20 protein-coding genes and 1 pseudogene are annotated in these 22,962 nt (G+C 36.9%); 13 read left to right on the top strand and 8 right to left on the bottom strand.

The genetic code is table 11. The features are described from left to right. Positions 1-755 precede the first annotated feature (755 nt). Both LEP1GSC049_RS219510 and LEP1GSC049_RS219515 read right to left on the bottom strand, forming a co-directional pair. Complete coding sequence (locus tag LEP1GSC049_RS219510; protein WP_004754748.1) at positions 756-1,523, bottom strand: glycosyltransferase family 2 protein; 768 nt, start codon at positions 1,521-1,523, stop codon at positions 756-758. Further along, a complete protein-coding gene (locus LEP1GSC049_RS219515; protein ID WP_004755386.1) occupies positions 1,524-2,219 on the bottom strand; it encodes a hypothetical protein in 696 nt (231 codons plus the stop codon). On the opposite strand from LEP1GSC049_RS219515, the pseudogene LEP1GSC049_RS219520 reads away from it, so the two are divergent. From LEP1GSC049_RS219520 to LEP1GSC049_RS219545, 6 genes and pseudogenes are all read left to right on the top strand, one after another. Next, positions 2,218-3,651, top strand: a pseudogene (locus LEP1GSC049_RS219520) (hypothetical protein); the annotation flags it as partial. The gene LEP1GSC049_RS219515 and the pseudogene LEP1GSC049_RS219520 overlap by 2 nt on opposite strands. Before the next feature lie 5 nt (positions 3,652-3,656). Next, positions 3,657-4,811, top strand: coding sequence for a S1 RNA-binding domain-containing protein (locus LEP1GSC049_RS219525; RefSeq protein ID WP_004755060.1), 1,155 nt, complete (start codon positions 3,657-3,659; stop codon positions 4,809-4,811). 4 nt (positions 4,812-4,815) lie between these two features. Continuing rightward, the gene (locus tag LEP1GSC049_RS219530; RefSeq protein ID WP_004753884.1) at positions 4,816-5,277 is read left to right on the top strand and encodes a tRNA (cytidine(34)-2'-O)-methyltransferase; all 462 of its coding nucleotides are present in this window, start codon (positions 4,816-4,818) and stop codon (positions 5,275-5,277) included. 45 nt (positions 5,278-5,322) lie between these two features. Further along, on the top strand, positions 5,323-5,991 hold the full coding sequence (locus LEP1GSC049_RS219535; RefSeq protein WP_004755158.1) for an ATP-binding protein: 669 nt from the start codon (positions 5,323-5,325) through the stop codon (positions 5,989-5,991). Between the two features lie 6 nt (positions 5,992-5,997). Beyond that, entirely contained in the window at positions 5,998-7,998 is a 2,001-nt protein-coding gene (gene uvrB / locus LEP1GSC049_RS219540) for an excinuclease ABC subunit UvrB (protein ID WP_004754107.1), read from the top strand. Positions 7,999-8,015: 17 nt separating this feature from the next. Further along, complete coding sequence (locus LEP1GSC049_RS219545; protein ID WP_004755282.1) at positions 8,016-8,609, top strand: rhomboid family intramembrane serine protease; 594 nt, start codon at positions 8,016-8,018, stop codon at positions 8,607-8,609. Positions 8,610-9,376: 767 nt separating this feature from the next. Here the strand turns inward: LEP1GSC049_RS219545 and LEP1GSC049_RS219550 are convergent. Next, positions 9,377-9,709, bottom strand: coding sequence for an STAS domain-containing protein (locus LEP1GSC049_RS219550; RefSeq protein WP_000406135.1), 333 nt, complete (start codon positions 9,707-9,709; stop codon positions 9,377-9,379). Positions 9,710-9,831: 122 nt separating this feature from the next. On the opposite strand from LEP1GSC049_RS219550, the gene LEP1GSC049_RS219555 reads away from it, so the two are divergent. The 5 genes from LEP1GSC049_RS219555 to LEP1GSC049_RS219575 all read left to right on the top strand — a co-directional run bounded on the left by LEP1GSC049_RS219555 (position 9,832) and on the right by LEP1GSC049_RS219575 (position 14,405). Next, positions 9,832-10,530 (top strand): LIC_12936 family protein, encoded by a 699-nt coding sequence (locus LEP1GSC049_RS219555; protein ID WP_004770032.1) that lies wholly within the window; start codon positions 9,832-9,834, stop codon positions 10,528-10,530. A 9-nt stretch (positions 10,531-10,539) separates the two neighbouring features. After that, complete coding sequence (locus tag LEP1GSC049_RS219560) at positions 10,540-11,265, top strand: J domain-containing protein (RefSeq protein WP_004753767.1); 726 nt, start codon at positions 10,540-10,542, stop codon at positions 11,263-11,265. Positions 11,266-11,270: 5 nt separating this feature from the next. After that, positions 11,271-12,263 carry a type I phosphomannose isomerase catalytic subunit gene (locus LEP1GSC049_RS219565; RefSeq protein WP_004754561.1) on the top strand — a complete coding sequence of 331 codons (993 nt, stop codon included), beginning with the start codon at positions 11,271-11,273 and terminating at the stop codon, positions 12,261-12,263. A gap of 9 nt (positions 12,264-12,272) precedes the next feature. Continuing rightward, positions 12,273-12,560 carry an HNH endonuclease gene (locus tag LEP1GSC049_RS219570; RefSeq protein ID WP_004755402.1) on the top strand — a complete coding sequence of 96 codons (288 nt, stop codon included), beginning with the start codon at positions 12,273-12,275 and terminating at the stop codon, positions 12,558-12,560. A gap of 1,509 nt (positions 12,561-14,069) precedes the next feature. Next, positions 14,070-14,405, top strand: a complete 336-nt coding sequence (locus tag LEP1GSC049_RS219575) for a DUF1292 domain-containing protein (protein ID WP_004754452.1) — start codon at positions 14,070-14,072, stop codon at positions 14,403-14,405. Positions 14,406-15,410: 1,005 nt separating this feature from the next. Here the strand turns inward: LEP1GSC049_RS219575 and LEP1GSC049_RS219580 are convergent. After that, positions 15,411-16,145 carry a motility protein A gene (locus LEP1GSC049_RS219580; RefSeq protein WP_004755148.1) on the bottom strand — a complete coding sequence of 245 codons (735 nt, stop codon included), beginning with the start codon at positions 16,143-16,145 and terminating at the stop codon, positions 15,411-15,413. Positions 16,146-16,623: 478 nt separating this feature from the next. On the opposite strand from LEP1GSC049_RS219580, the gene LEP1GSC049_RS219585 reads away from it, so the two are divergent. Together LEP1GSC049_RS219585 and LEP1GSC049_RS219590 are read left to right on the top strand one after the other, a co-directional pair. Beyond that, entirely contained in the window at positions 16,624-17,589 is a 966-nt protein-coding gene (locus tag LEP1GSC049_RS219585; protein ID WP_004754849.1) for an MBL fold metallo-hydrolase, read from the top strand. Between the two features lie 77 nt (positions 17,590-17,666). Beyond that, positions 17,667-18,689, top strand: a complete 1,023-nt coding sequence (locus LEP1GSC049_RS219590) for a cytochrome-c peroxidase (protein WP_016560599.1) — start codon at positions 17,667-17,669, stop codon at positions 18,687-18,689. Positions 18,690-19,851: 1,162 nt separating this feature from the next. On the opposite strand, the gene LEP1GSC049_RS219595 is transcribed toward LEP1GSC049_RS219590, so the two are convergent. From LEP1GSC049_RS219595 to LEP1GSC049_RS219610, 4 genes are all read right to left on the bottom strand, one after another. Further along, a complete protein-coding gene (locus tag LEP1GSC049_RS219595) occupies positions 19,852-20,430 on the bottom strand; it encodes a hypothetical protein (protein ID WP_016560636.1) in 579 nt (192 codons plus the stop codon). A 172-nt stretch (positions 20,431-20,602) separates the two neighbouring features. Next, positions 20,603-20,950 carry a nucleotidyltransferase domain-containing protein gene (locus LEP1GSC049_RS219600; protein ID WP_004755145.1) on the bottom strand — a complete coding sequence of 116 codons (348 nt, stop codon included), beginning with the start codon at positions 20,948-20,950 and terminating at the stop codon, positions 20,603-20,605. Then, positions 20,947-21,330: a HEPN domain-containing protein gene (locus tag LEP1GSC049_RS219605; RefSeq protein WP_004755212.1), complete on the bottom strand. Its 384-nt coding sequence runs from the start codon at positions 21,328-21,330 to the stop codon at positions 20,947-20,949. Before LEP1GSC049_RS219605 ends, LEP1GSC049_RS219600 begins: the two co-directional genes overlap by 4 nt. Before the next feature lie 2 nt (positions 21,331-21,332). Further along, a complete protein-coding gene (locus LEP1GSC049_RS219610; RefSeq protein ID WP_004754113.1) occupies positions 21,333-22,613 on the bottom strand; it encodes a citrate/2-methylcitrate synthase in 1,281 nt (426 codons plus the stop codon). Between the last annotated feature and the right edge of the window lie 349 nt (positions 22,614-22,962).

The following is a 22,962-nucleotide window of genomic DNA, read 5'->3' as shown; positions in this document are numbered from 1 at the left end:
TATGCGTGCTTGACAAATCGCGTTCTATCATAAGTTGAACCTAAAGGTGCAATATCATATTACGTTTCTTTTATGCAATTTGTTGACCAGAGCTAAAGAACCCGGTCCGGTTTTGTTACAGACAAGTTGGATTTGCTCTAGTTTTCTTACGCTGGATTTACTTCGATTTAGACTTTTGGAATGGATAAAAATTTCAACTCAATATGGTTCAAGATTTTTAAAGCGAGTAATTTGCCAAGAATTGAACACACATTAATTTAACGTGTGTTTGGCGTAAGGGCCCACTTAAAATTGAATTTAAATTTTGATGATGACTGCAAAATAGTCGTTTTGTGCAAAAATCTAATTGGGTTTTTGTATTAGTTCCCACAATTTTCAAAGTTTAACTGATCATCTACGATTTATGAGAGTTCCCACAGATCAGTCGTATAATAAATTTTTAAACATTCATTTTTTGTGATTCGGGTCTGGGAGTTCTACATTGGTTTTTTATAGAAAAATCAGGTTTTTATAAAACGAATTAAATCTCTTACGCCGAACTTACGTTACTGATCTCTATAAAATTGAGTACCGTTAATTTTATCACAAAACACTGATTCCATACAAAATATTAGATACTTTATTATATAGTTATGAGTAATTTAGGGAAACCTCTATAAAATGAATTTTTGATCGAATGGCAATCGCAAAATAACAATTTCATGAAGAAAATAAATATTAAGAATACTTCTTTGGATTTTATAGAATAGTAACTTCTATTCTTCTTTTTTATCTTTCAGATTCATTTCATATAGTTTGATATACTTAAGAAAATTATAATAAAATCCGAAAGTTGCTAAAATAAAACCCTGTTTACCGTCTAAAAAACCCAGTCGTATAAAATACATCCAAAACGTTTTATAAAAACCTTCCAGAAACGCATGAAAAAGACCACTTTTTTTACCGGCGTTGAATTTTTCCTGAGCACCTAACTCTGAATAGGCGTTGATAAAACGTATATGGTCTCCTATACTTTTATAGGAATAATGATACACAGGAGAATTCAATTTTTTGCATGTACCTTGAAGTTGAATCGTTTCGTGAACGATCCCACCTCCAAATTTACCTTTGGATCTATGAAAAAGACGGATTCTTCGGTTTGGATACCAACCTCCGTGACGAATCCATTTTCCTAGATACCAGGTTAGTCTAGGAGTAGAATAACCGTCCACGGTAGGAAGTCCGTTTTGAAAAAGTGCTAAAATCTCTTCCTTTAAGTCTGTAGAAACTTCTTCGTCTGCGTCCAGGGTTAATACCCATTCATTTTGAACGAGAGAAAGAGCAAAGTTTTTCTGACTTACATAGTTGTCGAATTTTCTCTTACGTACTTTGGCCTTATATTTTCGGGCGATTTTTACGGTTTGATCTTTGGAGCCTGAATCTACGATTATAATTTCGGAAACAAAGTCCAAAGGTTTCAGACAACGTTCTAGATTGTCTTCTTCGTTGAGAGTGATGATACAAACGGAAAGAGGAAGTCGCATTTAATTTTTTTGATCTTGTTTTCTAAGACTTTGAAAGTCAGGACTGAGAGGAATTTCTAATCTTGCGATTGTAATGTCTTCCCTGATAATGATTCTGAAGTAAGAAGGATCGATCCCTTCTCCTTTGAGCATAATTAGAATGAGAGCCAATCCAATTCCGGCGCCTTCCGTGTTGTCGGCGTTGTCCAAATAAAATTGTGCGATGTCGTTATAACGCATACCTTTTTCCAGTTTTTCGCGGAGAGATTTTTCTTCCTGTTGTGTAATAGGTGCGTTATTGATTACTTCGATCCTGATTCCATTTAAGGAATAGTGAAAACTGATCAAACAATAGTATCCCTTTTTTTGAGCTTTTTGTCCGTAAAGTTCGGACATCTTTTCGCTGAAAAGACTCTTATATTCTCTAACTCCCTTTTCGTAATCGGAAGGATCGTTTAGGTCCAGGCCTTTTTCTTCGAAAAAAATCCTTTTTTGATTTGCTTTGCAAGCGTTGATCGCCAACTCTTTTATTATCGTATAAACCGTAGGAATCAAAGTTGGATGAGTCATCTTATCCAGAATCAGTCCGACTGCCTTTTGGATATGTTCTTCGACGGAATGAGTTATCCTGTGAGTCTTCAAAGACAGGATTTTTCCGTTCTCGATTGTTAGGCGGATATTGTCGGATATTTCTCGGATTTCCTGCCCCATCTCCATGAGCATTGTGGAATCTGTTTTGTTTGTCAAGAGAGTCATTTTGAGAAAGGGAAAAAAGAAACACTCTTTCAAGTTACAACAAATTTGTGTTTATTTAAAACGCGCGGTTTCTTTATTTACGTTCTTATCTTTTTTCGCATCATCCGTCGGTTCAGAATCTGTTGTTTTAAATCCGGTAAAATACATTCTTCCCGGAAAAAAAGAATATTCCGAACCTTCCGAAATTCGCATCGAAAACGGCAAAGTTGTATCCATTAAAAAAATAAATTCTTTCCAAGGAAAAGTTTCTTACGTCCTTCCCGGATTTTGTGACGCGAATGTTACTCTCTCCGTAGATTCACTCGGAGGACAAAAAGATCGGGCAGGCGTTTATCTTTCCCTTCAATCTTTTCTGGCTCATGGTTTTACAGGAATTCTTTCGGTAGGAGATCCTTCTTGGGTGGAGACACTTTTGAAAGACGCACAACGTTTGAAAAAAAAATCTCCTTGGGTAAAAAAATCTGATCCGCCTTGGATTGCGGAAAGTTCTGAAACGAAGAAGTTTGTAAATCTTCCAGGTTACGACTTGGTTCATTCTTCCAAAGAGGCGATCTCTAAAATCAAAAAAAAAACTTCTTCTTTAGTTCACTTATTCTATCGTTATCAACAGGGAGAATCTTTTTCCTTTGACGGTTCGTTTTTGTATCAACTTAAAAAAGCGGCGGACTCGGAAGGAATCAAGCTAGCGTTATCCGCTTTTGGAGACGAGTTCAGCATTTTGGAAGGAATGAATGCAGGAATTTCGATCTTATACCATCCGATCCCGGATGAAATCTCTGGAAGAATTGCTTCCGGAGCGTTTCAAAATCTAAACTGGGGACCGATGTTTTCCGTGTATTATTATCAAAAGATCGCAGGAACTTCCGAGTGGGAAACGGATTTAAATTTAATGAAGGAATGGAGTTCTTACTTTGCGAAAAACGTTGCACCCGAGCCTGAGTTTGCAGGAAAATTGACGGAACTTCAGGAAGAAGATCGTTTGAACGCGGAAAGAGAATATAAATCCTATCTTGCTTTTTTAGGAAGACAAAAAAATCTGAATATACTTCTCTCTTCGGGTACAGGTAATTTGCACGTTTATCCCGGAATCGGAGGTTGGAAAGAAATGGAAATTCTTTCCGGCGTTCTTGGTAATCAGGAAACAATTCGGATCGCCACTGAATCCACCTGCAGTTTTATAGAAGCTCCTCATGAAGGAAAAATTCAAGAAGGCAAACCTGCATTTATAAATGTTTTTACGGAAGACCCGCTCATCGATTTAAAGAATCTAAAAACTCTCCAGAAAATTATCGCAGGAGAAATTTACTACGATCTTTACAGAAATTCTTCGGATCAAAAGTCCGATCTGCGCGGAAAAAAAGGACGATCTTCCAGTCAGAAAAAGAGAGGAAAATAAAAATGAAAGAATCCGAAAAAGAACTCTTCGAAAAAATGTTAGACGCTTCCTTTAAAAAGAAAAAAGCCATGGAAGCCGGAACCAAAATCACAGCGATCGTAAACTCTGCAAAAAAAGATTTTGTTTTTGTAACCTCAAAAGAAGGAAAACTTCCGGGAATCATTTCTTCGGAAGAGTTTATAGAATCCGGATTGCCAAATCCCGGAGAAGAACTTGAAGCTTATTTTTTAAAGGAAGATCACGGGGACGTTCACTTTACTACTTGTTTAAGCGGAGATTTATTAGACAAAGATCTATTAGAAATTGCTAAAAAAGCTGAAATTCCTGTACTGGGACAGTTTGTTTCCGAAGGGGATTCCGGAGCCGAGGTGAAAATTGGAGAGTTTAGCGGGTTTTGTCCTTTTTCCCAAATTGACCCGGAGCTAAAAAAATCAGGTCTTATTGGAAAACGTTTAAAGTTCTTAATTCAGGATTTTGGAAGCAGAAATAAGTTAGTAGTTTCTCAAAAGAAAATTTCCGATCGAGCCAAAGAAGCTAAATTAGGAGTTTTGAAACAAGAATTAAAAGAAGGAATGTTTGTCACCTGTAAAGTAAAAACGATCCAGAACTTCGGCCTGATCGTAGAGATGGACGGAGGACTGAACGCACTCGTTCCAATCAGTGAGGCTACTTATAAAAAAAATCCGGAATTGGAAAAAGAATTTCAAGTAGGTCAGACTTTAAGAGCCAGAGTTCTTAGAATCGATTGGGAAAATCAGAAGTTCGCATTAACGGTTAAGGATTTTCTAAAGGACCCTTGGGCACAAACGGTTCCTTTTAAGGAAGGTGACATCGTAAAAGGAACGATCGACTCTCTCAAACCTTTTGGCGTATTTGTAAAGTTAGACGATCATTTCAATGGTCTTGTTCCGGGAAGAGAAACCGGAGTTTCTAGTCGAGTTCCTTTAAATCAGAGTTTTAAACCCGGAGAAGTAATTGACGTTTTTGTAATGGAAGTCAATCCGGAGAAAAAACAGATTTCTCTTTCAATTCAAAAGGCAAAAGAGATTCAGGAGAGAATGGATTACAGCAGTTATTTGAGTGTGGACACGAGCGGTTCTACGAGTTCGTTTGGAGCGATCCTTCAAAACTCTCTGAACAAAAATAAGAAAAAATAATTTTATGTCTTTGTATATAGGTCTTTATAGACCTGAAATTCCTCCCAATACCGGAAACATAGCAAGACTTTGTGTGGCTTTGGGGGCGGAACTTCATATCGTTGGACAAGCGTCCTTTGACCTTTCTGAAAAGGCGGCACGTAGAGCGGGATTAGATTATTGGGATAAGGTGAAAATTTATTTTCATTCTTCTTTAGAAGAATATAAAGTGGCTCTTCCTTCTGAAACTAATCTATATCTGATTTCGATTTACGGTAAACGCTCTTACACTAACGTAAGTTATAGGAAAGGGGATGCTTTTTTGTTTGGGAATGAAACTTCTGGAGTTCCTTTGGAAATAAAAAATTCCTGGGATCAGGAAAGGATTTTAAAAATTCCGATGGAAGATTCTTCCCGTTGTTTGAATTTAAGTAATTCAGTCGCAGTGATTTCATACGAAGCGATGCGCCAAATTAAGTCTTGGTAAAAACGGATTTACACTTTCAGAATTTCACATCTCAATGGGTAAAGTATGACTTTCCGTCTTTCTAAAGAAGAAATCGAAAAACAGATTCGATCTATGCTTTCTCAGGGATTGACCGGAACGGTAAACGATTTTTTTTCTTGGATTCGGATGGATACTATCCGCAAATTCAAAGACGAACCCGATCTTGAAAATACAGTCGTAGAAAACATTCTGGAAAGTTTTGTAGAATCTAGTTATGTGAAACGAAGTAAGTTTAACTCTAAAGAATTTCATATTCATCCGGATGTCATCCAAGGAAAGAAATTTCCACCTAAGGAGTGTTATACTCTACTCGGTAAAATAACGTTTCAACCAATGCAGTATGTTCGAAGTCGTTTCGAATTTTTTCTCAAAAATCAAGATACTCCCGAAGATTTAGTGGTCGATCTTTGTATCGGAGTTTTAGAAGCCGTGGAAAACGCAGTCAAATACGGAGACGGTACTGAAGTAGAAGTCGAATATTATATAGATCCTTCTCAGACTCTTTTTATACAAATTATAAATAACCTCAAAGAACTGAATTTAGAGCAGGATATTGAAAGGGGAAAATTTTCTTCCACGGCCACCCTTATGCGAGGTATGATGGTCATGCAAAAACTTTTTGACGAACTCGATCTTGAAATTTTAGAAAATAAGAAACAAGCTCAGTTCAACGCCAAAAAGAAATTGTCATAGTTTCGTATGGCTTCCGTTTTTAAAATTCATTCCGCATATCAGCCGGCCGGGGATCAAGTCAAAGCGATCCAAAACATAGCCGATTCTTTTCAAAAGGGAGAGAAGAAGGTGACGTTGGTAGGTGTGACCGGTTCGGGTAAAACCTTTACAATGGCTCAGGTCATTCAAAATTTGGGACTTCCTACCCTGGTCTTGTCGCATAACAAAACTTTGGCGGCTCAACTCTTTCGAGAGTTTAAGGAGTTCTTTCCCGAAAACGCAGTGGAATATTTTGTTTCTTATTATGATTATTATCAGCCGGAGGCGTATGTTCCTTCTTCGGATACTTTTATCGAAAAGGACAGTTCCATCAACGAAGAGATCGATAAACTTAGATTGAGGGCCACTTCTTCTTTGTTGGAAAGGGAAGACGTGGTTATTGTAAGTTCTGTTTCTTGTATCTACGGTCTAGGTTCTCCGGAAGAATATACAAACTCAGTCGTAGCGTTAAAAGTAGGTGATACGATCGAAAGGGATGCTGTAATTCGTAAGTTGTTACACATACAATATAACCGGAACGATTTGGATTTTTCAAGGGGAAACTTTCGAGTTCGAGGAGATTCGATCGAAATTTATCCTGCGTATCATACCGACGGAATCAGAATTGAATTTTTTGGGGACGAAATCGATTCGATTAGTAGAATCAATCCAGTTACCGCACAAACGATTTTTAAATTAGAAAAAGCTTATATTTATCCAGCAAAACATTTTATTACTTCCGGTCCGAAGGTTAAAGAAGCGGTCGAAAATATAAGAGCGGAAGTGGATGCTCAGACTGACTTTTTTAGAAAGAACAATAAACTTCTGGAAGCGGAAAGGATCTTATCCCGTACGAATTACGATATGGAAATGCTCCAGGAAATGGGGTATTGCAACGGGATAGAAAATTATTCCAGACATCTTACTGGAAGAAAGCCGGGAGAACGTCCAGCCTGTTTGATCGATTATTTTCAAGGAGAGTTTCTTCTGATTGTGGACGAATCCCACGTAACGATTCCGCAGATCGGAGGAATGTTCGCTGGAGATAGGGCCCGCAAACAGACGTTAGTCGACTTCGGATTTAGACTTCCGAGTGCTTTAGATAATAGGCCTCTCAATTTTCAAGAGTTCGAGATTTTAACTCCTAGAACCCTTTATGTTTCTGCAACTCCCTCTGAGTATGAAATTGAAAAGAGTTCCAAGGTTGTAGAGCAGATCATTCGACCAACTGGACTTTTGGATCCGATGGTGGAAGTACGTCCTACTAAAAATCAAATCGAAGACCTTCTTGTGGAAATTCGTAAACGTATAGACGCGGGAGAAAGGGTTCTTGTCACTACTCTCACTAAAAAAATGTCGGAAGATCTTACCGATTATTACGAAGAGATCGGTTTAAAGGTGGCTTATCTACATTCTGAGGTGGAAACCTTGGATCGTGTCGGAATCATTCGAGATCTAAGAAAAGGAATTTACGACGTTCTGATTGGAATCAATCTTTTACGGGAAGGTTTGGATATTCCAGAAGTTTCTTTGGTCGCTATTTTGGACGCGGATAAGGAAGGTTTTTTAAGAAATTATAAATCTCTAATACAGACGATTGGTCGTGCCGCGAGAAACGTAAATGGGACGGCGATTCTTTACGCAGATAAAACAACCGATTCTATGGCAAAAGCGATCGAAGAAACCAAACGCCGTAGAAAGATCCAGGAAGATCACAATCTCAAATTTGGTATTACTCCTCTGACTATCAAAAAGGAAGTAGGAGATATTATCGAAAGAGAAGAGAAGGAGCGGACTTCGGAGGATCTGGTTCTGGAAGATGTGGAGAAAAAATTTAATTTTAAGAAATTTCCGAATAAGGAAGTATTGAAAGAAAAACTTCGTGAAGAGATGATGAAAGCGGCTAAGGAACTTGATTTTGAAAGAGCCGCAATTTTGAGGGATAAAATGTTATCGATTCAAACGGAAGATCCTTCAGCCAAAAATTAAAAATAAGGAATTCATTGTTGATCACTCTATTGATTTGTTTATTAACCTTCGCCATTAGCATTTGGTGTTTTGCTTCTGAAGAAAAATTGGATAAGTTCATTTTGAATCCTTATCGATTGAATCGAAATAAGAACTATTATACATTACTTACTTCCGGTTTTATACACGCGGATTGGATGCATTTGATCTTTAACATGGTTTCGTTTTATTCTTTCGGAAAAAATCTAGAAATGACAGTGGGGCCGATCCGGTTTATTCTATTTTATTTGGGAACGATCTTGATTACGAGTGCGATTTCCTGGAGAAAAAATCTAAATAATCCTCGTTATTCTACGTTAGGCGCTTCGGGAGGCGTTTGTGGAGTATTGTTTGCCACAATTCTTTTTTATCCGGATCTTTCTCTTTATATGATGTTTATACCAATTCCGATTCCGGGTGCGATCTACGCGGTTTTGTATTTGGTTTATACCTATTTTTCCTCCAAAAGCGGTGCCGCGGACGGAATTAACCATGACGCTCACCTTTGGGGAGCGTTATGCGGAATTGCATTTGCTCTTTTGTTGGAACCTACGATTCTTGGCAGAGTTCTTCGGAATATTTTGGGAAATTAATTATAGCGTGAGTAGGGCGTAAGAAAATCGGGCCAATAAAAAACTCAGGTGCAACGACTCCTTACGGGTCGTTCGACAGATCGCGTTTGAAACTCAACACAACGCTCTCTACGGATCGCAGTATAATCGCTTTGGGCAACCTCTAATCTTAAATTTACTTTAATTCGTGTTAGATGTAAGGATTCGTTTTAAAAAGTAACTTTTATAAAGTAGAGTTGTTGAAAAATTAATTCTCCATCTGTTTTCTATTTCATGGAAACGGTCGATTGAAGTAGTTTGTTAATTGAACTATGGAATTTTTCAACAACTCTAGTGAACTTTTTGAAGGTGAGCTTGTGGAGAAAATAAGAAAGAATTTTCTAAAAGTATGAGTTCCTACAATTTTAGAAAATTTTTTCTTAAAATCGTGATTTGCAGTAGTTCCCACATCATTTTATAGACAAACTTAAGCTTTGTATGAGTTCCCACACTTGAATACGACAGATTCAATTGTTATAAACTTCTATTTTTTAAATTGCTGTAGTTCCCACATTTTAAGAATTAATCTGTAAAGTTTAGATTCCAGCTTTTTTCAGGAAAATGAATTTCTTACGCCGAACTCAAGTTTTTTATGTAAAGATGATCGTAGAACGGCGATTTTGTGCAGAAATTTGAGAGGGATTCCAAGACTTAAAAAATGCGGGAACTACCACGAAATTTTGAGTCCATCAGTAAAATGTGGGAACTACCATAAAAATAACTATTTGAAAGATTAAAATTCTCAATCATTAAGGATAGTTGGAGCTGAATTCTGAAGGGCTAATTGTTTTGAAGTAGGAAGTCAAACCGGCGACTTTAAAGACTTTTTCGATTGCGGGTTTCATATTGGCGATGAAAAAAGATCCGTTGAGATCTTGAACATAATTTAACTGTTTAATTAACATTCCAATTCCCGAGGAATCTATGTAGTTTAGCTTTTCAAGATTTACAACAACGTTCTTGTTATCTTTGTGGATACTATTTTCGAAAAATGTTTTGAGATCGATTGAAGTGTAGATGTCGAGACTGCCCGAAAGACTTACAATATTAGTTTCTCCTGACTTTCTGTGACTAATTTCCATACCGACCTTTCCTTCCCTTTTCCCAGAATTTGACGATAAGTTCAATCTATTTTTGATAAAATTATGGGGAAAATACAAGAAGCTCCGAAACTAATAAAAGACCGCGTTTGGAAAAATCGACAATGAAAGAAAAATTATTTTATTTCCTGATTTTAATTTCCACGTTTGCCGGTATTTCGAGCCAAGAGTTTGAACCGGACGGTAAAGTGAAAATTCTACCTTATGAACAAGGACAGGTAAAAGACCTAGAAGTATTGGGTAAGGATATTGTAGAGTTTCATAAAAGAATCGAAAGTCGCCTTGGATTTTTAAATCAAAGAAAACAAATACAAGATAATCTTTATAGTCAATTTATTCCGGCTTACGAGGATCAAATTCCTCAAAGTAGAAATCGATATATGCTCGATCTTAGATTTGTATTGAAAGTATCGGGAGCAGGGGCCACAAATTCACCTTTAAAGTTGGAATCTGTCGTATTTTGGAGCAGGAAATCATTGATTTCTAAAATGCGCCCTCAGTATGAAGAAATTAGTATTCTCAAAAATGATAAAATCACCAATGAAGGACCCAATTCCATCGAATTAGTTGTAAGAAAGAAAACGGACTCGGGCACAAAAGAAACGGTTTATAATGTAGCCACGATCCGGGAACCGGCCCAAAGGATAAAACTGGTTCGAATTTACAGAACCAACCTTTTGGAAATCATTCGTCGAATTGATAAATATGTGGAAGGAAGTATTAAAAACGCAGCGGAAGACGTGGAAACCACACTCAGAGAAGTGGAAAATGGAGGACCTTATCAGGAGAATCCAAAGGACTAAGATTCTTTCGTGAATGATCCGGAATCTACAATCGATTTTCCGGATCATTATAAAAATCTGGGTCTTTCTCCACTTGCTTCTGTAGAAAGAGTAAAGTCCCGTTATCGGGAATTGGCTAAAATTTTTCATCCCGATAACCGAAAAACCGGGTCTTCGGATCTATTTCAAAAATTCGCACACTCTTATCAGATACTAACTCATCCTACTCGAAGAAAAGAATACGATCTTCAATATCTCTCCAGACATCCTGAAATTCTTTTAAGATTCAAGTCTTCATTGGAGGAAAAAACGGAACGATTTTCTTCGGTAAAGATTAAACAAATTCCAAGTTCCAGAATCTTATATGCAGGGCAGGCGGTGGATTTGGCTAGAAGGGGATTACTTCGAGCCGGGATGAGGAATCGCGAGAGAAAAAAGTATTCCGGCATATATTATGATATTAGGATTCTCTTAATTCCAGAAGAATTAAATTTCCCGCTTTCCGCAAAAATTCCATTGGTAGTTCGTGTTTTATGCCCTGATTGTAAAGGTTCCAATTTATTTTGTGATTCTTGTGGCGGAAAAGGAACCTATAAAAGTTTTAGAAATCTCAATTTGGAAATGGGAGCTGGTAAATTATTACCTGGAAAAATTTATGAGTTGGATCTTTCCGGATTAAAACTAGAAGGATTTGTCCATTTTAAAAAAAATCGTCTTAAAGTAAAAATTGAACTCCTGGAAGGAGGGAAAAAATAGGTTTTATGCAGAAAGTGATCCGCTTTCATCCGATCTATAAGGAAAGAATTTGGGGCGGTAGAAAATTAGGAGATTTTCCGGGAAGAAAGATTCCAGAAGGAAACATAGGAGAATCCTGGGAAATCTCCGATTATGGAAACGATATTTCCATAATCAAGAACGGACCTTTGGCGGGCAAAAGTTTTCGAACCGCGTATTTGGAAAATACAGATTCGATTTTGGGACGGCCCTTTCGAGGAAAATCTTTTCCTCTTCTGATTAAGATTATAGACGCAAAAGAAAAACTTTCCGTACAAGTTCATCCAGATGACGTTTATGCGGAAACATACGACCCGCAGAGTTCCGGAAAAAAAGAGGCCTGGATCGTTTTACAAGCCGAACCAGGATCTAAACTTATATGCGGTTTTTTGAAAGTTACAAATAGAGAAGAATTTAAAACCCTAATAGAACAAAATAGGGCCGAAGAAATTTTAAGAGAGATTCCAGTAAAAGAAGGGGATTCTTTTATTTTGAAACCCGGAAGAATTCACGCGATCGGCGCCGGAATTCTTTTGATGGAAGTGCAACAATCCTCGGATTCTACTTACAGAGTTTACGATTATGGAAGGCCGAGAGAACTTCATCTTCAAAAGGCTCTGGAAGTTTTGGATTACGACGGACCTTGTGAAGAGGACGTAATGAAACCAATTCTAAAATCCTGGGATTTTGGAAATAGATTTCGTCTAACGGCAAACGATAAGTTTTTGATGGAAACTTTGGAAATTTCTGGAAACGGAAAAACATTCCAAATTCCGAATGTTTATAAAGAACCAGTCTTTCAGATTTTAACCGTTCTTCAGGGTAAAATTGAAATTGAGGGAGAATTACTTTTTCAAGGTGATACTTTATTTTTAACCGCAGCCGGTCTGGAAGAAGGTATTTCGGCAGTCAATCGAAATGATCTGACAAAGTTATCCGTGTCTGGGCCCGGCTCCGATTGGATTATTTATAAAGATTAGTATTTTTGAATGGAACCAGAAGATTCTATAGTCTGGATTAGCGAAGAAGAACTCGCAAAACAAAGAAGAATTGCAAAAGATCTTCGCAAGACTTCCTGGTGGAAAAAGAAAAAAAGTTCTGGTGTCTGCAATTACTGCGGTAAAAAATTTCTTCCCGAAGAGTTGACGATGGATCATCTCATTCCTCTTGCAAAAGGAGGAAAATCTATCAAAGCAAATTTAGTTCCTGCATGCAAAGAATGTAATTCAGCAAAAAAGAATAAACTTCCGTTTGAGTTCGATTCGGAAGCTGAATAAACATGAGTTGATTTAGCAAGAGCTTGTTCCAAAATTTGTTGGAATTTCGACAAATCCTCTGTAAAACTTATACCTGCAACGCGATCCATAGAGAGCGTTGCATGAGTTAACGCGATCCATAGAGAGCGTTGCATGAGTTAACGCGATCCATAGAGAGCGTTGCATGAGTTAGCGCGATCCATAGAGAGCGTTGCATGAGTTAGCGCGATCCATAGAGAGCGTTGCATGAGTTAGCGCGATCCATAGAGAGCGTTGCATGAGTTAGCGCGATCCATAGAGAGCGTTGCATGAGTTAGCGCGATCCATAGAGAGCGTTGCATGAGTTAGCGCGATCCATAGAGAGCGTTGCATGAGTTAACGCGATCCATAGAGAGCGTTGCATGAGTTTTCCCTAATTTTGGGAGAAGGAAAGGTTTTTGGGGCTTTTCTCTATCAGAAAAACATACTTTTTGCAAGTAACAAACCTCATTCTTGTCGGAACATTTGAAAAATATGCGTTTTGCTGAGTTAAATTTTGATTCTAAAATCTTATTCAACTTTTGGGTTGGTTATGATAGAGAGCGTTTTACTCAGTTACTTCGAACGATCCGCTTTAGTTTCACAAAAATGTGGGAACTATTACGAAAATTTAATGAGATTAGAACTGCTCGAAAGTTCGCAAATTGCCAAATGCGACTTAATTTGTAGGAACTACTGCATTTTATTAAAAATTTCTAAAAAATTATCACGTAAAATTCTTTGAGATTTTGGGACAACTCAAGTTAGAAAGAAGGGAACCTCTATCAAATTCAAAAAAACGTCATCAATCAAATTATCGCATAAAATCGTTGTTTTGTGGTCGTCGCAAGAATGAAAAACTATTTTGAATCTGTCTCAAAACTTAAAAATGACTGTTGGAGAATTACTGGAAAGTTTGCAAATATCCAGATATGATGTTTTTTTAAGGATCCTACTCATAACTATATAATAAAGTACCTAATATTTTGCATGGAATCAGTGTTTTGTGATAGAATTAACGATACTCAATTTTATAGAGATCAGTAATATTTTATTATAAACTTCTAAAGGATGATCGTTTGTGCCTTTCGAGATTTGGGATAAATTTTTTATAGAAATTTACGTACTACTTGGGCGCATGAAAAGAAACTTATGTTACGCTTGTTTCAAAACTTAAAATGTGGGATCTCCCATAAAAAAGCCAACAATTCTAAGTTTGGCGCAATTTCGCGAGGATTTCTATATCTTTAAAAAAATTACCCGATACGTTTGAGTAAGTAATGAATGTGAGTTTGTGGAAGATATTAAAACGTGTGAGTTCCCACATTTCAGTATTTTGCAGTAAAATTTCAAATGTTCTACACTAGTTTTATAGTAAAACTTTTACTAAATGCGGTAGTTCCCATAGATTACGTCACTTTGAGTAATTTTTTGTGCTTTTGAAGTATCTTTTTGATGGTTTCATTTTGTGTGAGATCCCACATTTTAAGGTTTAAAAAGAGGTTTTAAAAGATGAGCGGTCTTTTCGGGGCGGAAGATTCGGAATTTCAAGAAGAGCGGATTCAAGAAACCGTTCAGCTTTTAGATGAAGAAGGAAATCCTCATTCTTTTATCGTGGCGGAAGCTCTGGAGATTGATGAAAATCAATATCTACTCTTGACTCCTATTCAAGAGGAAGATTTAAATTTGATTAATTTAGACTTAAGTTCTTTAAAAGGAGAGGATAACGCAGGTTATTTTGCAGTACGTCTTGAAGCCGATGAATTTGGAGAGGATCGCCTAATCGAAGTTCAAGATAAAAGGGAATTAGAAGATATTCTATCTGAGTTGAACGTGGACATCGTTTGAAGTTTTTAAAATCGATTATGAAATCCCTTCAAACCTATTATAGTTAAATAATAGAGTTATTGAAAAATTTCATAGTGTAGATTGGCGGCTGCTTCAATTCTCCATTTCAGTGCAACGGAAACAGATGGGAAATTAATTTTTCAGCAACTCTACTAGAGAACTATAAAATACCGATATTTTCCACTCTAGAAGATTTTTGTGATCAAAATTTAGAATATTCTATTTGTATAACTCTGAATACTAAATTGCTGAGGTTCCTACGAAATCGTCATATCTGGATGTTTGTGAGTTTCTTTATTAGAGTTTCCCAAAAAAACTAAAAATGTGGGAACTACCGCAAATCACGATTTTAAGAAATTCTTTCTAATTTTCTTACGTTCCTGACTCACTTCATCTCATATTAGAAAAACGAAATTATCCGTTCATTTTATTCATCTCTATAAAGTTGAATGTCCGTAGATGTTATGATAAAGCGTAAATTAACGCGAGTTCGGTGGAATCCAACGCGAAAGCGATTGAAGCGTAGTTAATAAATTGTAACTAAAGATGAAATATTGTATTACGTTTCTTTTATGCAATTTATTGACTGGAGCTGAAAGCGCGGTCCGGCAACGCCGGATTCGCCAAGATTTCCTTACGTCAAATCCATGTTATTTTATAGTTCTGAGGAATAATAGAGTTGTTGAAAAATTCCATAGTGAAGATTCGTAAAATTGCTTCAATTGTCCATTTTAATCCAATACAAACAGATCAAGAATTAATTTTTCAACAACTCTATTATAAATAATTGATAAATTTTCTTGCAAAAATGCTTTCCCGAAAATTTCTCAATAAGCTGTATAAAAACTAAAATGTCTAGAAGTGCAATTTCCAGAAGAGCAGGCGATTATAGCCATTTCGAGTCTTTCTTTAATGGTGCGCGTTATGGCTACAACGTTGTTGTTATTAAATGATGGGACATTTTGAAATGTTAGAGTTTAAGTATATTATGATTTTTTAAAATTTTTAATCAATAAACGGATTCATTCTTTCCATAAGAATCCGACGATTATCTCCGCTTTGAAGGGCAATCACTCCTCGAATGATCGCTTGTCTACGATCGGATTGTTCCTTTGACCAAGACTTAATTCGATTGGCAAGAGGAAAAAAAAGTAAATTTGCAAATGCGATTCCATAAAAGGTGGCTATAAATGCGGTGGCGATTCCTTCTCCAAGAGCTTTTGTGCCCGCGCCTAAATTTTCCAAAACTCCTACAAGACCCATAACGGTTCCGATGATTCCTACCGTAGGGGAAAATCCTCCTGCAGTTTCTAAAATTTTTGCGGAGTTCGTTTCTTTATCTTCCATAGCTATAGCGGACTCGAAAAGAATTTCTTCTACTGCTCGGGGATCTGTTCCGTCTACGATGAGTTGGATTCCTCTTTGAAGAAATGGATCTTGGATAGATTTGAGATTATCTTCCAAAGAAAGAAGACCGTTCTTACGCGCTCGTTCCGCGAAGTCTAAAAAGAGTTCTCCAAGTGGAAGTTTTCGTTTTGGAAAAACCGAACGTTGAAGATTGAAAATAAGATCTTTGATTTGTACCAGGGAAAAACTGGCAAAGGTTGCCCCCGCCGTTCCTCCTACAATTAGAAGGAACGCGGAAATCTTAAAGAAAGAAAGAAAATGTGCGCCTTCCAAAAGAATCGCTATTAAGACGGATAGGAACGCGACGGAAAGGCCGACGAAAGTAGGATTCATTTTCGTAAGAGTTCCTACAATCACGGGTTTTTACAAGAACATTCTGTCTCATAAACAAATGCTCTCAGTTTCTATCTACTTAGGAGATATAGACCAAAATTGGTTTTTATAAATCGTTTTTAATGTGAGTTCGTGGAGAAAATGAGAAAGAACTTTCTAAAAATAGTCCCTACAATTTTAGAATTGGTTCGTAAAATCGTGGTTTGGGGTAGTTCCCACATTTTAGGAATTATCTGTAAAGTTTGGATCTAACTTTTTTCAAAAAAATGAATCATTACTGAACTTACGTTAAGATTAGGTATAAATTATCTCCAAAATGTTTTGGCTCCTACTTTTAGAAAATTTTCTTATATCGAACTCACGTGTTTTTAAGTTCGATTAAACGAGAAACTAGATATTCTTTTAAAAAGAACAATATTTGATGAAAGTATAATAGAATAAGATTCTTTCTATAAATTGTGAAGTCTGGAGGATTGAAATGTTTTCTTATGAGAAAGAAGTTTTTCCGGGTTTATATACAATTGATTGTGATTATATTTCTACTGGACTTGCTTGCGCTTATCTGATTGTGGAAAATGAAGAGGCGGCTTTTGTAGAAAATAACACCAATCATTCGATTCCTATTTTACTTGAGGAATTGAGAAAGATAGGACGTAAACCAGAGGACGTAAAATATATCATAATCACTCACGTTCATCTGGATCACGCAGGTGGAACTGGATTGTTGGCAAAACATTGTCCAAATGCTACTATTCTAGCGCATCCCAAAGCGGCCAAACATCTAATCAATCCGGAAAGATTAATCCAAAGTTCGATCCAGGTTTATGGAGAAGAAAACTTTAAAAAGTTATACGGAGAAATTCTTCCGGTCCCACAAGAAAGAGTCAAATGCCCAGAAGACGAGGAAGAAATCCAATGGGGAAATAGAATATTCAAATTTTATTATACAAGAGGCCATGCAAATCATCACTTTTGTATCTATGATTCTTTAAGTAACGGTATATTTACGGGAGATTCTTTTGGATTGGGATACAAGGATTTTGCGGTTGGAAAAGAACCGATTCTTTATCCGTCTACGACTCCCACAGATTTTGATTCGGAAGAGGCGATCCATACGATTGATAAAATTCTTTCTACAGGTGCGGATAAGGCTTATCTGACTCATTTTGGAGTTTGGAAAAATTTAGAGTCCGGCGCACGTCAGATGAAACGGGGTTTGTATAGAATGCAGAGTATTCTTTCTTCTGAGGAAAAATCCGACTTAGAAGGAAAGGCTCTTCTTGAATCTTGCACTGAAAAAGTTAGGGATTATTTAAAGGGAGAACTTTTAGCTCAAGGAATCGCTTTAGGCGAAAGGGAAAAAATGATCTTAGAATTCGATTCTAAAATCAATGCACAAGGTTTGGTTTTTCAGATCGAACGGAAAAAGCGAAATAAGATTTAAAAAAGAATTGTAATTTAGTTTAATTTTAAATAGAATCTCGTTTTAGAATCATTCTAAAATAAAAGAGAGGAACTGGTATGAAACCATCTACAACGGGAATGTTCTATTTAACGTTTCTAGGAATTCTTTTGGTGACTTGTGGCCCGTCTGAGAAGACGAAAAAACTGATTGATGATTCTAAAAAAATTTTCGGAACCATTCCGGATAAAATGCCGGGTGGGGAAGTAGATACTCCCGAATTAATCCAGTTAGGTGAAAAGTTATATTTTGAAAAAAAACTTTCTGCAAACGATACACAGTCTTGTAATTCTTGTCATAACGTTGTCGGAAAAGCCGCTGGAGTGGATAATCTTCCTACGTCTCCGGGTGCATTTGGAAAAAATGGAGTCAGAAATTCTCCGACCGTTTTGAATGCTGGTTTTCATATCGCTCAGTTTTGGGACGGTAGGGCCAAGGATCTTAAAGAACAAGCCAAGGGGCCAATTTTAAATCCGGTGGAAATGGCTATGCCTTCTGCGTTAGAAGTAGAAAAGAAAATTGGTCAAATTCCGGAATACCAAGAACTTTTTGCAAAGGCTTATCCTGATTCTTTAACAAAAGAAAATTCTAATACTCTTACTAGAACACAAAAAATCACTTATGATAATATCACTGGAGCGATCGCTGCCTTTGAAAGAACTTTAAAAACTCAAGACCGTTTTGACGATTTTCAGAAAGGGAGTCATAACGCTCTTTCCGTGGAAGAACAGGAAGGTTTAGAAAAGTTTATAACAACTGGTTGTATTACTTGTCGCATAGGTCCTCTTTTAGGTGGAAATTCCTTTCGTAAACTGGGTCAGGTAAATCCTTATGAAAATTCTTCCGATACAGGCCGTCAGAATCTGACTAAAAATTCTTCGGATGCTTTTGTGTTTAAAGTTCCGTCATTACGAAACGTGGCGATTACCGGTCCTTACTTTCACGACGGGAAAGTTACCACTTTGGAAGAAGCGGTCAAAAAAATGGCTCATCTTCAACTTGGAAAAGATCTTTCGGATTCCGATACAAAGTTGATCGTAACTTTCCTGAAGACGTTGACCGATAAGAACCGGTCTAATTAATTGGACTTACAGAATTGAAACCTATTCAACCGGCAGTTGCTTACGCGATTAGCCGGTATTTTTTTGTACTCAGAACGGAGTAGTATGTTGTTTGTAGGGAGAATTTTCGAAGATTCGCTACGCAAGATTTTTCTATCTCATTTTCAACTTCCCGAATATTTTTGAGGGACGCGTCTAAAATGTGGGAACTCTTACAAATTCTGGACTTTACGGATAAATTTTGAAAATGTAGGAACTACTCATACGAACTAAATCGCAAAAAAATGAATGTTTATAAGTTTATAATGTGACTTAATCTGTGGGAACTACTATAAAATAGAAAAAAATCATCGTTATCCGATTTTTGCACAAAACCGCTGTTTTGCGACCATCATAGAAATTTAAATCCCATTTTAGGGTGAGTTCGACGCGAGTAAAAATTTTTTAAAAGTAGGAGTTCCTAGAATTTTAGAATTTGTTCGTAAAATCGTGGTTTGCAGTAGTTCCCACATCATTTTACAGACAAACCTAAATTTTGTGATGTTCTCACACTTGAACTCGGTATAACGCGAAAGCGATCGATGCGAGGGAACTAAAGAAGAACTCTCTATCGTAACCTTATCCACACAAGTATTTGGATCTCAATATAAATCTGTGGGAATTACGACAAATCCTCTGTAAAAAGATCGCGTTTTGGGTGGTGGGAAAATTTGAAAGACTTTTCTCTATCAGAAAAACATACTTTTTGCAAGTACAAAACCTCATTCTTGTTGGAACACTTGAATAATGTGCGTTTTAGATCGCGTTTGAAACTGAAACTTAAGTCGAAATACTGTATTACGCTTTCTGCATGCAATTTATTGGCCAGAGCTAAATAGCCCGGTCGGCAAGCTGGATTCGCCAAGATTTCCTTTACGCCGAACTTATGTTAAAGATAAAGTATTTTTGAGATAGATTGTGAATAAACGCAACCTACAAGAAGCGTTTTGTAGAGTAGTGAACGCGACCTGTCGAGACCCATGGGGAGTGAGACGTTGAGTTTCCAGAGCGACCCGGAAAACTCAGTGAATGCCCCTCTCTAAGGATCGGCATTCAGGAAGCGATGTATTGAGTTCAGGAAGTGGGACGTTGAATTTCCTTGCTTCAATTGTTTTCGAATCGGATTATGTCGAACAAATTCACATTATTTTAAAATTTCGTTTATAAGTTTTAACCACAGTTCTTTGTATTTCAGATCATCTTTATTGGGAGAATGTTTTATGTTCAGAGAGAAACATGTAACTCCGTCTGCACGTAGGTCGAAAATAAAAACTGTACGTTCGTTTTGTGTAATACGAATCCTTTTATCGATGGATGTATTTTCTGAGTTATCCCGTATCAAAAAGGTATATTGATCAAAAAAAATACTTCGATTCTTTTGTTGTAAGAGATATTTATACAATTTATTATAATTGGAAATTGTGATCTTATACAGATTTTCATCAATCCAAGTGATTAAGGAAGGGCTTGTTTTGGTGTAGAAGAATTCCTTTTTTCGTTTTTTGGAATTGTCAGGAGATAAACTTGATACTTTGAGAATGGCTTTTTCATTCTCGATTCCTAGATATTCGACGGTGCGAGATTCGCTGAGTTCGTGCAAATCAGACATTTCATGAATCAAATTTTTAAATTCCGCTTCGCTGATTTCTTTAGGTTTGTCGCATCGAAATAAAAACATTGAAAGAGAAAATAGTATGAAGTTTAAAAAGAAGTTTTTAAGCATATTGAATTTCTGTTATATCCCTGTGTTTTTATATTGAGGCTTCTTATTGAATCACGTTTTACCATATTTTGAAATATTCGTTTTTCAAATGGACACTCGACGACCTTGTTTTAATCCAATAAATCTGAGTAAACATATCGAGCCACGCGTAACTTCATACAAATGAGTATATTCAAAAAATCTGAATCATTTCTGAAAAGACCGATTTCCAAAAACCGGTATATTGGCTTTGTTCACGGATTTTTTCCCATTCTTCTTGGTTGTAAACGAAAAGATTCAATTCGACCGGAAGAGAGAGAAGCTCCGGAAAGGATTCAGGTCTACTTAGAAAAGGAGTTTTCGTGTCGGCGATCAGAATTAGATCCACATCGCTGTAGGCGTTTTGGGTATTTCGTGCAACACTTCCAAAAAGATAAGCTTTGATCGTTTTATCTTGGATCAAAAATCGAATTTTCTTGATCAGTTCCTCCCGGCTCATTCCGCCAAGCGGATCTCGTTTTGGAAAAACAATGACGCTCATAAAAGTTTTACTTTGACGAGATCGATGATTTTTTCCGCAAATTCGATGGCTTCTTTTGCTTGAGATTCTTCAAAATATTCGAAAGGAGCACCTTCCATAAACGCGTCCGGATAACGAGTTGGTATATAATATAAATCTAATTTTTGACCCATAAACTCGATTTCCCCGTTTTCTCCCAATTCTTTTGCGATCGTTTTTACTGAATGGGATTTTACAAGATCTGCACCTCTAAAGTAGGCAAGTGCTTTGAGAGTTTTTTCTCCTACTTGTTGACAAACAAAACAAGTTTGAGCAAAAAAACCGGAGTGTAAAGACGCTTTTGCCCATTCCAGATCGCGTTCTGCTTGGGAGAGCCAGTCTTTCCATCTCAGATTTTGCATGTTTATCTTTCCGAAAGTGGAATGTATTTTCTACCCATTTCTCCCGAATAGATTTGTTTTGGACGAGCTTTGCTGTAATTTCCGGAAACCCTTTGTTCTCTCCAGTGTGCCAGCCAACCCGGAAGTTTTCCGATTACCTGCATAGCCGTAAAAAGTTCTTTTGGTATTCCAAGTGAATTAAAAATTACCGCGCTGTAGAACTCTAAATTCGGATACAACTTTTGATTGATGTAATATTCATCATTATGCATGTACTCTTCGACTTTAAGAGCTACTTCTGCGATTGGTCCAATAGGATTTTTTTTGTAAAAATCGTGAAACAATTTACTTGCGATGATCGCTCTTCTACTTTTTGCTTCGTATGCCTTGTGTCCAAAACCGTTCGAGAATAATCTTTCGGAATCTCCTTTGAATTTTTCAAAGTATTCTGGTACGGATTTTCTGGATTTGAGAATGTCTTCTATCAATCCTACTGCCGCGACTTGGCGACCGCCTTCTCTAGAACCCCAAAGCGCATTGATCGCAGAAGATATGGAAGCGAATAAGTTGGCTTGTGTGGAACCGATCACTTGAACGGTTGTGTTGGATACGTTTTGTTCGTGATCCGCATAAAGTATCCAGAGTTGGTTCAAAATTCGATCTATGTCTTCGGTGGGAATGTAGTCCTTAGAAGGGATTGAAAATAACATATAAAGAAAATTCGTACAATAAGGATGTTTATCTAGGGGATATACGAAGGGTTGTCCTACGATTTTTTTGTAAGAAAAAGCTGCGATCGTTCTAATCTTTGCAAGAAGTCTTGCGGAATGATCAATTCCTTTGTCCAAGGATTCTTCGTATTCTTCTGGATAATAACTGGAAAGAGAAGTTACCATTACGGACAGAACTGCTAGAGGATGACCTTTACCCGGAAATCCATCAAATAAATTGATCATGTCTTCGTGAATCAAAGAGTGTTTAGATAGTTTTAGAGAGAAGTCTTTAAGCTGCTGTTCCGTCGGGAGTTTGCCATAAATCAATAGATAACTGGTTTCCACAAATGTAGAATGTTGTACTAAATCTGCTACGTCGTAACCACGATAGTTTAGTTCACCTGAATTCGGATCTCTTCGGGAGATTCGACTAACAGCGTAAGCGGTGTTAAAAAATCCCGGATCGTAAGAAATTAGTCCGGTCTTTTGATGAAGTTCTCTAATATCGATTCCTTTTTTACCGTCCGTTCCGGAGATCAACGGAAACTGATAGGATTTTTCCCCAACTTTGATTTCAATGAATTCACTCATACCGATAAGGAACCTTATAGAATGATTCGCGTCAATTCTTCTAATGTCGGTAAAATCGATTTTGTGCGAGTATTCTGAGAACTGAACACGGAAGACTGAAAGAGTATGTTCTTTAAGAATAAGGTTTAACCTGAAGAAGTGGTCCTAAGATTGACGAAGTTAAGTGGGCTACAGGTTTTTCTTTGAAAAGAATTCAAGTATAGGTGTATTTTTCGGAACGAGATGTATTTGCAAGTAGTTACGACCTCTGGTTTTGGTACATGTTTAGTATCAGTTTAAAAGCGGAATTTTGGAAATTCTGTTTAGATACAAAAAAGTACCCGATTTTTTGTATCTAAACAAAACTTTG

The sequence above is a fragment of the Leptospira kirschneri serovar Cynopteri str. 3522 CT genome (genome assembly GCF_000243695.2).
Taxonomy (GTDB): domain Bacteria; phylum Spirochaetota; class Leptospiria; order Leptospirales; family Leptospiraceae; genus Leptospira; species Leptospira kirschneri.
The sequence above is the reverse complement of the archived record's forward strand: the minus strand, read 5'-3'. Positions and strand labels throughout refer to the sequence as shown.

Bases quoted from the DNA above. Each gene is read 5' to 3' on its own strand.
- LEP1GSC049_RS219510 (WP_004754748.1), bottom strand. From the start codon at position 1,523: ATGCGACTTCCTCTTTCCGTTTGTATCATCACTCTCAACGAAGAAGAC.
- LEP1GSC049_RS219515 (WP_004755386.1), bottom strand. From the start codon at position 2,219: ATGGAGATGGGGCAGGAAATCCGAGAAATATCCGACAATATCCGCCTA.
- LEP1GSC049_RS219525 (WP_004755060.1), top strand. From the start codon at position 3,657: ATGAAAGAATCCGAAAAAGAACTCTTCGAAAAAATGTTAGACGCTTCC.
- LEP1GSC049_RS219530 (WP_004753884.1), top strand. From the start codon at position 4,816: ATGTCTTTGTATATAGGTCTTTATAGACCTGAAATTCCTCCCAATACC.
- LEP1GSC049_RS219535 (WP_004755158.1), top strand. From the start codon at position 5,323: ATGACTTTCCGTCTTTCTAAAGAAGAAATCGAAAAACAGATTCGATCT.
- uvrB (WP_004754107.1), top strand. From the start codon at position 5,998: ATGGCTTCCGTTTTTAAAATTCATTCCGCATATCAGCCGGCCGGGGAT.
- LEP1GSC049_RS219550 (WP_000406135.1), bottom strand. From the start codon at position 9,709: ATGGAAATTAGTCACAGAAAGTCAGGAGAAACTAATATTGTAAGTCTT.
- LEP1GSC049_RS219555 (WP_004770032.1), top strand. From the start codon at position 9,832: ATGAAAGAAAAATTATTTTATTTCCTGATTTTAATTTCCACGTTTGCC.
- LEP1GSC049_RS219565 (WP_004754561.1), top strand. From the start codon at position 11,271: ATGCAGAAAGTGATCCGCTTTCATCCGATCTATAAGGAAAGAATTTGG.
- LEP1GSC049_RS219570 (WP_004755402.1), top strand. From the start codon at position 12,273: ATGGAACCAGAAGATTCTATAGTCTGGATTAGCGAAGAAGAACTCGCA.
- LEP1GSC049_RS219575 (WP_004754452.1), top strand. From the start codon at position 14,070: ATGAGCGGTCTTTTCGGGGCGGAAGATTCGGAATTTCAAGAAGAGCGG.
- LEP1GSC049_RS219580 (WP_004755148.1), bottom strand. From the start codon at position 16,145: ATGAATCCTACTTTCGTCGGCCTTTCCGTCGCGTTCCTATCCGTCTTA.
- LEP1GSC049_RS219585 (WP_004754849.1), top strand. From the start codon at position 16,624: ATGTTTTCTTATGAGAAAGAAGTTTTTCCGGGTTTATATACAATTGAT.
- LEP1GSC049_RS219590 (WP_016560599.1), top strand. From the start codon at position 17,667: ATGAAACCATCTACAACGGGAATGTTCTATTTAACGTTTCTAGGAATT.
- LEP1GSC049_RS219595 (WP_016560636.1), bottom strand. From the start codon at position 20,430: ATGCTTAAAAACTTCTTTTTAAACTTCATACTATTTTCTCTTTCAATG.
- LEP1GSC049_RS219600 (WP_004755145.1), bottom strand. From the start codon at position 20,950: ATGAGCGTCATTGTTTTTCCAAAACGAGATCCGCTTGGCGGAATGAGC.
- LEP1GSC049_RS219605 (WP_004755212.1), bottom strand. From the start codon at position 21,330: ATGCAAAATCTGAGATGGAAAGACTGGCTCTCCCAAGCAGAACGCGAT.
- LEP1GSC049_RS219610 (WP_004754113.1), bottom strand. From the start codon at position 22,613: ATGAGTGAATTCATTGAAATCAAAGTTGGGGAAAAATCCTATCAGTTT.